The sequence below is a fragment of the Streptomyces sp. NPDC052023 genome (genome assembly GCF_044548465.1).
GTDB lineage: Bacteria > Actinomycetota > Actinomycetes > Streptomycetales > Streptomycetaceae > Streptomyces.
This window is the reverse complement of sequence record NZ_JBIUBW010000001.1, coordinates 669,860-682,808: the sequence shown is the minus strand read 5'-3', so window position 1 is coordinate 682,808 and position 12,949 is coordinate 669,860. Positions and strand designations below refer to the sequence as shown.

The following is a 12,949-nucleotide window of genomic DNA, read 5'->3' as shown; positions in this document are numbered from 1 at the left end:
CCACACCACGACCCGGCAGACGCGTACGCGTTTGTCACCCCCTGCACGTACTGTCGAGTCATGGAAGGCACCGCACCCCACCAGCACGAGAACCACATCCCGCCCCCCGGTTACGACCCGGCGTCGGTCGACCGCTGGGCCCCCGAGCCCGACAAACGCCCCGGCCGCACCGCCTTCCAGCGCGACCGGGCCCGCATCCTCCACTCCGCCGCCCTGAGAAGACTCGCCGGCAAGACGCAGGTGGTGACCCCCGGAGGGACCAGCGCGGCCTGGGACCCCAGCCCCCGCACCCGCCTCACCCACTCCCTGGAATGCGCGCAGGTCGGCCGCGAACTGGGCGCGGCCCTCGGCTGCGACCCCGACCTGGTCGAGGCCGCCTGCCTCTCCCACGACCTCGGCCACCCGCCCTTCGGGCACAACGGTGAACAGGCCCTCAACGAATTCGCCGAGGACTGCGGCGGATTCGAGGGCAACGCCCAGTCCCTGCGGCTCCTCACCCGCATCGAGCCCAAGCGGTTCACCCCCGAGGGCTCCGTCGGCCTCAACCTCACCCGCGCCGCCCTCGACGCCGCCACCAAGTACCCCTGGCCGCGCGGCTTCCACCCCACCGACCCGCACTCCCCGAAGTTCGGCGTCTACGAGGACGACCGCCCGGTGTTCGACTGGGTCCGCAAGGACGTCCCCGGCACCCGGACCTGCTTCGAGGCCCAGGTCATGGACTGGTCGGACGACGTGGCGTACTCGGTGCACGACGTGGAGGACGGCCTGCACGCCGGTCACATCGACCCCAACTGCCTGCACGCCGAGCCGGAACGGCAGGCGGTGTTCGAGGTCGCCGTCGGCCGGTACGTCCCGGCGGACACCGACCCGGCCGAACTCGCCGCCGCCCTGGACCGCCTCCTCGACGAGGAGTGGTGGCCGCACGGCTACGACGGCACGGCGCAGGCCCAGGCCCGCCTGAAGGACGCCACCAGCCAGCTCATCGGCCGCTTCTGCCTGGCCGCCGAGAGCGCCACCCGCGAGGCGTACGGGGGCGGCCGGCTCACCCGGTACGCGGCCGAGCTGGTGGTGCCGCGCGAGACCCGGACGGAGTGCGCGGTGCTGAAGGCGGTCGCCGACCGGTACGTCATGCAGCGCGCCGAACAGGCCAGGCTCCGGGCGGACCAGCGGGTGGTCGTCGCCGAACTGGCGGAGGCGCTCACCGCCCGCGCCCCGGACGGACTCGACCCCCAGTTCCGCGCGTTGTTCGACCACGCGCCCGACGACCGCGCGCGCAAACGGGTGATCGTCGACCAGATCGCGTCCCTGACGGACGCCTCCGCGCGGGCGCTGCACGTGCGGCTGACCGGACACCTGTGAGACTGGCGCGACGCGGGTGACCCCGCCAGGGTCCGAAGGTGACCCTGCGTGGCCTGATCGGGGCACTCCCTCTTCCCGCATCACGCTCCGTGCGGGACGCTCGCATATGGCCGCACGTTGAACTCGCACGGGGCGGCACGTTTACGAGGAGGCATCAAGTGGTCGACGCGGATCAGACGTTCGTCATCGTCGGAGGAGGGCTCGCCGGCGCGAAGGCGGCCGAGACGCTGCGGGCGGAGGGCTTCAGCGGCCGGGTGATACTGATCTGCGACGAACGCGACCACCCGTACGAGCGCCCGGCCCTGTCGAAGGGCTATCTGCTCGGCAAGGAGGAGCGCGACAGCATCTTCGTGCACGAACCCGCCTGGTACGCGCAGAACGACATCGAGCTGCACCTCGGCCAGACGGTCGACGCCGTCGACCGCACGGCGAAGACGGTCCGCTTCGGCGAGGACGGCACGGTCGTCCGGTACGACAAGCTGCTGCTGGCCACCGGTTCCGAGCCCCGCCGCCTGGACATCCCCGGCACCGGCCTGGCCGGCGTGCACCACCTGCGCCGGCTCGCGCACTCCGAGCGGCTGCGCGGCGTCCTGCAGTCGCTGGGCAGGGACAACGGCCACCTGGTGATCGCCGGCGCGGGCTGGATCGGCCTGGAGGTCGCGGCGGCGGCGCGGGAGTACGGCGCGGAGGTCACCGTCGTCGAGCCGGAGCCGACCCCGCTGCACGGGGTGCTCGGCCCGGAGCTGGGCGGCCTCTTCGCCGAGCTGCACCAGGACCACGGTGTCCGGTTCCGCTTCGGCGTCCGGCTGACCGAGATCGTCGGCCAGGACGGCATGGTGCTGGCCGCCCGCACGGACGACGGCGAGGAGCACCCGGCGCACGACGTCCTCGCCGCGATCGGCGCCTCCCCCCGGACCGGGCTCGCGGAGGCGGCGGGCCTGGAGATCGCCGACCGGGCGTTCGGCGGCGGTGTCGTCGTCGACGAGCGGCTGCGCACCTCCGACCCCGACATCTACGCCACCGGCGACGTGGCCGCCTTCCCGCACGCCCTCTTCGACACCCGCATCCGCGTCGAGCACTGGGCGAACGCGCTGAACGGCGGCCCCGCGGCGGCGAAGTCGATGCTCGGACAGCCCGTGACGTACGACCGCGTGCCCTACTTCTTCTCCGACCAGTACGACCTGGGGATGGAGTACTCCGGGTGGGCGCCGGCGGGGTCGTACGACCAGGTGGTGATCCGCGGGGACGCCGGCAAGCGGGAGTTCATCGCGTTCTGGCTGGCCGAGGGCCGGGTGCTGGCCGGGATGAACGTGAACGTGTGGGACGTCACAGAGGCGATCCAGCACCTGGTCCGCTCACAGGCGGTCGTGGACGCCGATGCCCTGGCGGACCCGCACGTCCCGCTGGACACCGTCGTCCCGTAGCCGCCGGGACTGTCGTTCCGTCCCCGTAGAATCGCCTCGTGGCAGGACGGATCAACGACGAGGACGTGAAGGCGGTACGGGACGCGGTCCCGATCGACGCCGTCGTGTCCGAGTACCTCCAGCTGCGGAACGCGGGCGGCGGCAACCTCAAGGGCCTCTGCCCGTTCCACGACGAGAAGTCGCCGTCCTTCCAGGTCAGCCCCAGCAAGGGCCTCTTCCACTGCTTCGGCTGCCAGGAGGGCGGCGACACCATCACATTCGTGATGAAGGTCGACCACCTCTCCTTCTCCGAGGCGGTGGAGCGCCTGGCCGGCCAGGCCGGCATCACGCTGCGCTACGAGGAGGGCGGCTACAACCCCGCCCATCAGCGCGGCGAACGCATCCGCCTGGTCGAGGCCCACAAGATCGCCGCCGAGTGGTACGCGGAGCAGCTCGCCACCGGCCCCGAGGCCGAGACCGGCCGGATCTTCCTGGCCGAGCGCGGGTTCGACCAGTCGGCGGCCGTCCACTTCGGCGTCGGCTACAGCCCCCAGGGCTGGGACCACCTCACGCGCTACCTGCGCGGCAAGGGCTTCACCGACAAGGAGCTGCTGCTCTCCGGGCTCTCCCAGGAGGGCCGCCGCGGCCCCATCGACCGTTTCCGGGGCCGGCTGATGTGGCCGATCCGGGACATCGGCGGTGACGTCGTCGGGTTCGGCGCCCGCAAGCTGTACGAGGCGGACAACGGCCCGAAGTACCTCAACACGCCCGAAACGGCGATCTACAAGAAGTCCCAGGTGCTCTACGGCATCGACCTGGCGAAGAAGGAGATCGCCAAGACCAGCCGCGCGGTGGTGGTCGAGGGTTACACGGACGTCATGGCCTGCCATCTCGCGGGCGTGACCACCGCCATCGCCACCTGCGGCACGGCCTTCGGCGGCGACCACATCAAGATCCTGCGCCGCCTCCTGATGGACAACGGCTCGGCCCGCGTGATCTTCACCTTCGACGGCGACGCGGCCGGCCAGAAGGCGGCGCTGCGGGCCTTCGAGGACGACCAGAAGTTCGCCGCCGAGACCTATATCGCGATCGCCCCCGACGGCATGGACCCCTGCGACCTGCGGCTCGCCAAGGGCGACGACGCGGTCTCGGACCTGGCCGAACCCCGCACCCCGCTCTTCGAGTTCGCGCTGCGCCAGATCGTCGCCCGCTACGACCTCGACACCCCGGCCGGCCGCGCGGCGGCCCTCGACGAGGCCGCGCCCGTCGTCGCCCGCATCAAGAACAGCGGCGCCCAGCACGAGGTCGCCGTCCAGCTCGCCGGCCTGCTCGGCATCCTCGACACGCAGTTCGTGGTCAAGCGCGTGGCGCAGCTGGCCCGCTGGGCACGCGACCGCGGCGGCAAGGGCCCGGCCCCCGCACCACGCTCCGCGCAGCCGTACGACGCCGCCCCCACGCCCCGGACGTCGGGCCCGGCTCTGACACTTCGCAATCCGGTGTACGCCACCGAGCGTGAACTGCTCAAACTCGCCCTTCAGCGCGCCGATCTGGTCTCCCCGGCCTTCGACGCCTACGGAATCGACGAGTTCACCGCCGCGCCCTACGCCGCCGTACGACAGGCGATCATGGACGCGGGTGGCGCGGAGTACGGCCTGCAGGACCCGCAGGAGTACCTGGTCCGCGTCCGTGAGGCGGCCCCCGACGACACGGTCCGCGCGATGGTGACGGAGCTGGCGGTCGAGCCGATCATGCGGCGCACCGTGGACGAGATGTACGCGGGGACCGTGCTGGTCCAGGTCCGCCGCCGCGCGGTGGAGCGCCGTATCCAGGAGATCCAGATCACCGTCAGGCGCCTGGAAGCAGGCGGCGATCCGGCCCAGCTGGCCGCGATGAAGAACGAGCTGTGGGTGCTTCAGCAGTACGACCAGGCACTCAAGGCCCACGGAGCCGCAGCTCTCTGAGGCCTGCCCCCGGCACGGTGACCACGCGGTCACGGGCCGAACGCAAAAAGTCACCGCACGCCCCTCGTGGCGGCGATGTGTCTTACCCCACACTGGGTTCCGGTGCCTGAGTCCTCGGAGCGCGGCCGATCCGTCCCTCGCGGGTCCTTCACCCCGGTTCCGCTCATCGCGTACGGGACGGACAGCGGCGAGGCCGCCGACTCCGTCCCCCGAGCAGCGCTGCCGTACGCCTCAGCAGCGATCACCCTGGAGGTCGCCCCCGTGCAGACCCAGACCCTCGTCCAGACCGACATGACCACCGCCGCCGGCGCCGGGAGCACCGCGCCGGACGCGGAGAACGGCGTGCTGGTGGCCGTACCGCCGCAGAACCGGGTGGCGCTTCACCCGGAGAACGAGTCACCCGAGGGCGCCGAACCCCCCGCGGAGGCCGTCGGCGGTACGGACGCCGCCGAACCCGCCGAGCCGGTGGAGCCGGTGGTGCCCGTTCCCGGCCGGGTCGACACCGGCGGTCCCTCCTCGGACCTGTTCCGCCAGTACCTGCGGGAGATCGGGCGCATCCCGCTGCTCAGCGCCGCCGAGGAGGTCGAACTCGCCCGCCGCGTCGAGGCCGGTCTGTTCGCCGAGGAGAAGCTGGGCAACACCCCCGACCTGGACTCCGCGCTGGCCCTGGACCTGGACCGCCTGGTCGTCATGGGCCGGATGGCCAAACGCCGGCTGATCGAGGCGAACCTGCGGCTCGTCGTCTCGGTCGCCAAGCGGTACGTCGGCCGCGGCCTGACCATGCTGGACCTGGTCCAGGAGGGCAACCTCGGACTCATCCGGGCGGTGGAGAAGTTCGACTACGCCCGTGGGTACAAGTTCTCGACATACGCCACCTGGTGGATCCGCCAGGCCATGTCCCGCGCCCTCGCCGACCAGGCCCGCACGATCCGGGTCCCCGTCCACGTGGTCGAGTTGATCAACCGCGTGGTCCGCGTGCAGCGCCGGATGCTTCAGGAACGCGGCTACGAACCCACCCCCGAGGAGGTCGCCGCCCACCTGGACCTGCCGCCCGAGCGGGTCGGCGAGGTGCTGCGCCTGGCCCAGGAGCCGGTCTCCCTGCACGCGCCCGTCGGCGAGGAGGACGACGTGGCGCTCGGCGACCTGATCGAGGACGGCGACGCGGCCAGCCCTGTGGAGTCGGCCGCGTTCCTGCTGCTCAAGGAGCATCTGGAGGCGGTCCTGTCGACCCTGGGCGAGCGTGAGCGCAAGGTCGTCCAGCTCCGTTACGGCCTGGCCGACGGCAGGCCGCGCACCCTGGAGGAGATCGGCCGCATCTTCGGCGTCACCCGCGAACGCATACGCCAGATAGAGTCGAAGACCCTGAACAAGCTGCGCGACCACGCCTTCGCGGACCAGCTGAGGGGCTACCTGGACTGAACCCGCGTACCCGGGGGTGCCGCCGCGCCCGCTGCGACACCCCCGGCACCGGCTCAGTCGATCTCGGCCACCGCCTGCGCGAACTGCGCCTTGTACAGGCGCGCGTAGGCCCCGTCCGCGGCCAGCAGTTCCGTGTGCGAGCCCTGCTCGACGATCGCGCCGTTCTCCATCACGAGGATCGTGTCCGCGTCCCGGATCGTCGACAGCCGGTGCGCGATGACGAACGACGTCCGCCCGTGCGCCAGTTTCGCCATCGCCTTCTGGATCAGCACCTCGGTGCGGGTGTCCACCGAGGACGTCGCCTCGTCCAGCACCAGGATCACCGGATCGGACAGAAACGCCCGCGCGATGGTGATGAGCTGCTTCTCGCCCGCACTGACCCCCGCCCCGTCGTCGTCGATCACGGTGTCGTAGCCGTCGGGCAGCGTACGGATGAAGCGGTCGGCGTGCGCCGCCCGCGCCGCCTCCTCGATCTCGCCCCGGGTGACCTTCCGGGCGGCCCCGTAGGCGATGTTCTCGGCGATCGTGCCGCCGAACAGCCAGGTGTCCTGCAGCACCATCCCGATCCCGGACCGCAGTTCGTCGCGGGACATCTTCGCGATGTCCGCCCCGTCGAGCGTGATCCGCCCGCCGGAGACCTCGTAGAAGCGCATCAGCAGATTGACCAGTGTGGTCTTGCCCGCACCGGTGGGGCCGACGATCGCGACCGTCTGCCCGGGCTCCACCGTCAGCGACAGATCCTCGATCAGCGGCTTGTGAGGGTCGTAGCGGAAGGACACCCCCTCCAGCGCCACCCGGCCGCGCAGTTCCTCCGGCCGCAGCCCCGGCACCGGATCCGCCGACTGCTCGGGCGCGTCGAGCAGTTCGAAGACCCGCTCGGCGGAGGCCACCCCGGACTGCACCAGGTTCGCCATCGACGCGATCTGCGTCAGCGGCATCGAGAACTGCCGCGAGTACTGGATGAAGGCCTGCACGTCACCGATCGACAGCGAGCCGGAGGCGACCCTCAGACCGCCGACCACCGCGACCAGCACATAGTTGATGTTCGACACGAACAGCATCAGCGGCTGCATCACCCCGCTGTTGAACTGCGCCCGGAAACCGGCCTCGTACAGCGCGGCGTTCTGCTCGGCGAACTGCTCCGCCGACTCCTCCTGCCGCCCGAACACCTTCACCAGCGTGTGCCCGGTGTACATCTCCTCCACGTGCGCGTTGAGCCGGCCCGTCGAACGCCACTGCTCCACGAAGTGCGGTTGCGACCGCTTGCCCACGTACGTCGCCACGGACAGCGACAGCGGCACCGTCACCAGCGCGACCAGCGCGAGGATCCAGGAGACCCAGAACATCACCGCCAGCACGCCGATGATGGTCAGCAGGGAGTTGATCAGCTGGCCCATCGACTGCTGGAGGGTCTGGCCGATGTTGTCGATGTCGTTGGTCGCCCGGCTCAGCACCTCACCGCGCTGCCGCTGGTCGAAGTACGACAGCGGCAGCCGGGACAGCTTCGTCTGCACGTCCTCGCGCATCCGGTACATCGTCCGGTTGACGGCCCGGTTCACCAGCCGCGTCGCCACCGCCATCAGCAGCCCGGCGACCAGGAACACCGCCAGTGCCACCAGCAGCACGTTCCCTACCGCGCCGAAGTCGATGCCCTCGCCCGGCGTGAAGTCGGTGCTGCGGAGCATGTCGGCCACGGCACCGTCGCCGCGCTCCCGCATGGCGTCGAGGGCCTGCTCCTTGCTCGTCCCGGCCGGCATCTGACGGCCGACGAGCCCCGCGAACACCAGGTCGGTGGCGTGCCCCAGGATCTTCGGGCCGGCCACCGACAGTCCCACGCTCACCACCACGCACAGCAGCAGCGCGCCGATGGTCAGCCGCTCCTGCCGGAACCGGCCGACCAGCCGCCGGCCGGATCCCCGGAAGTCCATCGAGCGATGGTCGGGGCCGGTCCCGGCCATCATCCGCCCCATCGGACCGGCCATCAGGCAGCCTCCGCTTCCGTCAGCTGGGAGAGAACGATCTCCCGGTAGGTCTCGTTGTCCGCCATCAGCTCGTGGTGCCGGCCGGTGCCCACCACCCGTCCCGCGTCGAGCACCACGATCCGGTCGGCGTCCCGGATGGTCGCCACCCGCTGGGCGACGATCACGACGGTCGCCTGCGCGGTCTCACGGGCCAGCGCCGCACGCAGCGCCGCGTCCGTGGCGTAGTCGAGCGCGGAGAAGGAGTCGTCGAAGAGATAGATCTCCGGCCGCTGCACCAGCGTCCGAGCGATGGCGAGCCGCTGCCGCTGACCGCCGGAGACGTTGGTGCCGCCCTGCGCGACCGGCGCGTCCAGTCCCCCCTCGAGCCGCTCCACGAACGGCTTGGCCTGCGCCACCTCCAGGGCGTGCCACAGTTCCTCGTCGGTCGCGTCCGGGTTGCCGTAGCGGAGGTTGCCGGCGACCGTGCCGGCGAACAGGTACGGCTTCTGCGGCACCAGTCCGACGGTCCTGGCCAGCACCTGCGGGTCGAGCGTCCGCACGTCCACCCCGTCGACCAGCACCTCCCCGTCGGTGGCGTCGAAGAGCCGGGGGACCAGCCCCAGCAGCGTGGACTTGCCGCTGCCGGTCGAGCCGATCACGGCGGTGATCTCACCGGGCCGCGCGACCACGTCGACGCCCTTGAGCACCGGCTCCTCGGCACCCGGGTAGCGGAAGCCGGCGCCGCGGATCTCCAGATGACCGTGCCGGAGCAGTTCCCGCACCGGCGTCCGCGGCGGCTCGACGCTGGACCCGGTCTCCAGCACCTCCTGGATGCGCTCGGCACACACCTCCGCGCGCGGCACCATCATGAACATGAAGGTGGCCATCATCACGGACATCACGATCTGGAGCAGATAGGCGAGATACGCCGTCAGATCGCCGATCTGCATCCCGCCGCTGTCGATGCGGTGCGCGCCGAACCACACCACCGCGATCGACGACAGGTTCACCACCGTCATGACGATCGGGAACATCAGCGCGAGCAGCTTGCCGGTGCCGAGCGACACCTCCGTCAGATCGGCGTTCGCCTCCCGGAAGCGGTGCTGCTCGTACTCGTCCCGGACGAAGGCGCGAATCACCCGGTTGCCGGTGATCTGCTCGCGCAGCACGCGGTTCACCGTGTCCAGGCGCACCTGCATCGAGCGGAACAGCGGGCGCAGCCGCCGGACGATCACGATCACACTGAGGCCCAGCACGGGCACCACGCCGACCAGCACCCCGGACAGCGGCACGTCCAGACCGAGTGCCAGCACGATGCCGCCCACGCACATGATCGGCGCCGACACCATCAGGGTGAACGTCATCAGGCACAGCATCTGCACCTGCTGGACGTCGTTGGTGGTCCGCGTGATCAGCGAGGGCGCGCCGAAGTGGCCCACCTCACGCGCGGAGAACGACTGCACCCGGTCGAAGACCGCGGCCCGCACGTCCCGGCCGAGCGCCGCGGCGGTGCGGGCGCCGTAGTAGACGGCGCCGATGTTGCACACCACCTGCGCCAGCGAGACGCCGATCATCACGGCGCCGTAGGACAGGATGCGACCGGAGTCGCCGAGGACGACACCGTTGTCGATGATGTGCGCGTTCAGGGTGGGCAGGTAGAGGGTCGCGCAGGTCTGCAGGAACTGAAGCACCACCAGGACGGCGATGGGTCTCTTGTAGGGCCTGAGGTAGGTCCGCAGCAGTCGTATGAGCACACTGATCTCTCGGAGTCGGCGGCAGGGGCCGGATGGTTGCCCCTGGCCCCTATCGTCGAACACTCCGCCCGCGTTACCTCAACCCGTACAGCCCGGCGGGCGCGTCCGGACCTAGCCCCGGAACGCACCCGGGTGGGTCTGCTCCCGCACCGACACGTACTGCTGTCGCACGGCCTGCCCCACCGCCAGCTCCTCGCCGGGCTCCAGCACCTGCGCCACCGCCCCCTGCCAGGCCGGCGGCGTCCGCGGATCAAGGCTGCCCTGGGAGGCCCCGAGCGCCCAGGCCGCCTGCCGCGCCGCGCCGATCGCCGCGTAGTCCGCGGGCTGCGGCACGACGACCTGCGCCCCGAACAGCGAGGGCGCCGAGGCCTGGACGGCGGGCAGCTCGGCCGCCGCCCCCAGCAGGAAGACCCGCCGAACCTCCACCCCACGCCCGCGCAGCACGTCGAGCGCGTCCGCCAGCCCGCACAGCATGCCCTCGAAGGCCGCCCGCGCCAGGTGCTCCGCCTTCATCGACTCCCGCCGCAGCCCTGTCAGCGTCCCCGCCGTGTGCGGCAACGCGGGCGTCCGCTCACCCTCCAGATAGGGCAGCAGCACGAGGCCGTGGGAGCCCGGCGTCGACTTCATCGCCAGGTCGGACAGGCTCTCCAGGTCGGGCAGCCCGAGCAGCTCGGCGGTGCCGCGCAGGGTGCGCACGGCGTTGAGGGTGGTGACCACCGGCAGGTGCATGCCGGTGGCGTCGGCGAGGGAGGTGATCATCCCGGAGCCGTCCTGGAGCGCCTCGGGATGTACGGCCATCACGGACCCGGAGGCGCCCAGGGAGACCACCGCGTCGCCGAAACCGAGGCCCAGCCCGAACGCCGCGGCCATGGTCTCGCCGGTCCCGGCGGAGATCAGCAGCCCCTCCGGCGTCGTACCGGCCGCTTCGGACGGTCCGATCACCTCGGGCAGCATGACCTGGTGACCGAGCGCCAGCTCCACCAGATCGGGCCGGTAGCCGCCGGTGGCGGCGGACCAGTAGCCGGTCCCCGAGGCCCCGCCCCGGTCGGTGGTCCGCCGGACCGGCCGGCCCAGCAGCTGCCACACCAGCCAGTCGTGCGCCTGCATCAGCACCGCGACCCGGGCCGCGTTCTCGGGTTCGTTCCTGGCGAGCCAGCGCAGCTTGGTCACCGGCTGGGCGGCCTGCGGCACGGAGCCCACCGCCTGCGCCCAGGCCTCCCGCCCGCCCAGCGCGTCGACCAGGTCGGCCGCCGAGACCTGCGCCCGCTTGTCACCGCCGACCAGCGCGGGCCGTACGGTGCCACCCTGCGCGTCCAGCGGCACCAGGGCGTTCTGCTGGGCGGACACGCCGATGGCCTGCACGCCTTCCAGCAGGCCACCGCCCGCCGCCTCGCCCAGGGACAGCAGCCAAGCCTGCGGATCGACGTCGCTGGGGCGCCCGGCGCCCTCGGCTTCCACCGGGTGCGGCGCGTAGCCCTGCCGCAGCACGGCGCCCGTGTCCGCGTCGCAGACGACGATACGAGTGAAATCGGGCGAACTGTCCAGCCCGGCTACTATCCCCATGCCTCAAATTCTGCCGTAGCGCCGCGCCGGCTTGGACCGGGGAGACCCCAGGGGTGTGTGAAGTGTTCGGGGCGCGGGTGGTCCGCGGCTGATCGCGCGGCCCCCCGCGCCCCTGCGGGGGAGTGTCCTCGCCGCCGCCTCTACGTGTTGCTGGTGCCCCAGTCGTCCTCCGCCGTGCCGTTGATGTTGCGCTCGCGCAGCGAGCGCACGCGGTGGGCGACCGAGTCGGGCATACGGTCGCCGACCTTCTCGCTCACCGTGTGGTACGCCTTGCCGGCGAAGTGGCGGCCCTGCATGGCGGCCGTCTCGGCGGTGTTCCGTACGGCGGGGTTCTGCGCGAACTGACGCGCGGTCTTCTTCAGCTGTTCGTAGCGTTCGCGCCCGGCTCGTGTGCCCAGCACGTAACCCACAGCGAGTCCGACGACGAACGTGAGCCGGTAACGCATGGCGGCCACCCTTCCCTTGCGTAGGTCCTCTGGCGCGGCCTGGAGCCGGGAGTACCGATTGGCGAAGCACCCCCCTGCTTGCGCTAATGTATGTGTCGCAGCGAGCGCGCGCCCTCTGGCGGATACCCAGGTGGGTGCGTTCGATGCAACGAGGCATTCCTCCGTAGCTCAATTGGCAGAGCAGCCGGCTGTTAACCGGCAGGTTACTGGTTCGAGTCCAGTCGGGGGAGCTCGGTCCTCCGTAGCTCAATTGGCAGAGCAGCCGGCTGTTAACCGGCAGGTTACTGGTTCGAGTCCAGTCGGGGGAGCAGCCTGAAGAGGACCCCGTCGGGGTCCTTTTTCATGTCCGGTGGAACCGCCCGGGCCAGGGGAGAGTCCTCAAGGTCATATGAAGCCGACCATCCGGAGCAGGAGATCGTATGAGCGGCTATGCTGCGGCAGACGGCGCGTACAAATGTGCGCGACACGCCGCTATGGGGCGGTAGCTCAGCCGGTTAGAGCAGCGGACTCATAATCCGTCGGCCGTGGGTTCGAGTCCCACCCGCCCCACCACGCACCTGAAGTGCAGAAGCGTTTCTCGCTGTACGGTCGCGTTGTGGAGATCACCGAGCGTGCCGTCGTCCCCGCCGATCCGGACCGCACCTGGCGGCTGGTGACCGAGCCCGGTCACTTCCAGCGCTGGTACGCCTTCGGGGGTGCCGAGATCGATCTCGTACCGGGCGGTGCGATGCGCCTGCGCTGGGACGAGCACGGGGCCTTCCCCGCGCGGGTGGAGACCGTCGAGCACGGCCGCCGCTTCTCCTTCCGGTGGCTGCCCGAACCGGGAGACCTGGTCGACATCACCCTGACGCCGCGGCCGGACGGCACCCTCGTGGCCGTCACGGAGAGCGGCACTCTGGAGGACTCGGCAACGAGCGCGCTGGCCTGGCGGAACGCCCTGTCCCTGCTCGTGGGACTCGCCCGGGAGTAGCGCGCACACCCCTGGTCCCTGCGGTGACCGGACCGGGGCCCCCGCTCCGGTTCCCGCTTCACCCACCGGGGTGGTCGTGCCCCGGGGCCCGCCCGGGGCACGCATGTCCGGGT

Annotated in this window: 9 protein-coding genes and 3 tRNA genes; 8 read left to right on the top strand and 4 right to left on the bottom strand. The window is 71.2% G+C overall.

From position 1 onward, the window contains the following. The first annotated feature begins 60 nt into the window (after positions 1 to 60). The 4 genes from ACIHCM_RS03155 (at position 61) to ACIHCM_RS03140 (ending at position 6,142) form a co-directional block, all read left to right on the top strand. Positions 61 to 1,359: a deoxyguanosinetriphosphate triphosphohydrolase gene (locus tag ACIHCM_RS03155; RefSeq protein ID WP_399888209.1), complete on the top strand. Its 1,299-nt coding sequence runs from the start codon at positions 61 to 63 to the stop codon at positions 1,357 to 1,359. Between the two features lie 158 nt (positions 1,360 to 1,517). After that, the gene (locus tag ACIHCM_RS03150) at positions 1,518 to 2,783 is read left to right on the top strand and encodes an NAD(P)/FAD-dependent oxidoreductase (protein WP_399888207.1); all 1,266 of its coding nucleotides are present in this window, start codon (positions 1,518 to 1,520) and stop codon (positions 2,781 to 2,783) included. A gap of 38 nt (positions 2,784 to 2,821) precedes the next feature. Further along, the gene (gene dnaG, locus ACIHCM_RS03145) at positions 2,822 to 4,723 is read left to right on the top strand and encodes a DNA primase (RefSeq protein ID WP_399888205.1); all 1,902 of its coding nucleotides are present in this window, start codon (positions 2,822 to 2,824) and stop codon (positions 4,721 to 4,723) included. A 102-nt stretch (positions 4,724 to 4,825) separates the two neighbouring features. Further along, positions 4,826 to 6,142: an RNA polymerase sigma factor gene (locus ACIHCM_RS03140; protein ID WP_399888203.1), complete on the top strand. Its 1,317-nt coding sequence runs from the start codon at positions 4,826 to 4,828 to the stop codon at positions 6,140 to 6,142. A gap of 53 nt (positions 6,143 to 6,195) precedes the next feature. Here ACIHCM_RS03140 and ACIHCM_RS03135 read toward each other — a convergent pair whose 3' ends face one another. From ACIHCM_RS03135 to ACIHCM_RS03120, 4 genes are all read right to left on the bottom strand, one after another. Further along, entirely contained in the window at positions 6,196 to 8,124 is a 1,929-nt protein-coding gene (locus ACIHCM_RS03135; RefSeq protein ID WP_399888201.1) for an ABC transporter ATP-binding protein, read from the bottom strand. After that, the gene (locus ACIHCM_RS03130; protein WP_399888199.1) at positions 8,124 to 9,857 is read right to left on the bottom strand and encodes an ABC transporter ATP-binding protein; all 1,734 of its coding nucleotides are present in this window, start codon (positions 9,855 to 9,857) and stop codon (positions 8,124 to 8,126) included. Before ACIHCM_RS03130 ends, ACIHCM_RS03135 begins: the two co-directional genes overlap by 1 nt. A 111-nt stretch (positions 9,858 to 9,968) precedes the next feature. Next, positions 9,969 to 11,420 (bottom strand): FGGY family carbohydrate kinase, encoded by a 1,452-nt coding sequence (locus ACIHCM_RS03125; protein WP_399888197.1) that lies wholly within the window; start codon positions 11,418 to 11,420, stop codon positions 9,969 to 9,971. 140 nt (positions 11,421 to 11,560) lie between these two features. After that, complete coding sequence (locus ACIHCM_RS03120; protein ID WP_399888195.1) at positions 11,561 to 11,866, bottom strand: YtxH domain-containing protein; 306 nt, start codon at positions 11,864 to 11,866, stop codon at positions 11,561 to 11,563. A gap of 157 nt (positions 11,867 to 12,023) precedes the next feature. Here ACIHCM_RS03120 and ACIHCM_RS03115 point away from each other — a divergent pair. From ACIHCM_RS03115 to ACIHCM_RS03100, 4 genes are all read left to right on the top strand, one after another. Then, positions 12,024 to 12,096 (top strand) — tRNA-Asn (locus tag ACIHCM_RS03115). A gap of 5 nt (positions 12,097 to 12,101) precedes the next feature. Then, positions 12,102 to 12,174: transfer RNA gene (locus ACIHCM_RS03110), tRNA-Asn, on the top strand. 167 nt (positions 12,175 to 12,341) lie between these two features. Continuing rightward, positions 12,342 to 12,418 (top strand) — tRNA-Ile (locus tag ACIHCM_RS03105). Positions 12,419 to 12,461: 43 nt separating this feature from the next. Further along, positions 12,462 to 12,836, top strand: a complete 375-nt coding sequence (locus ACIHCM_RS03100) for an SRPBCC domain-containing protein (protein ID WP_399888193.1) — start codon at positions 12,462 to 12,464, stop codon at positions 12,834 to 12,836. Positions 12,837 to 12,949 lie beyond the last annotated feature (113 nt).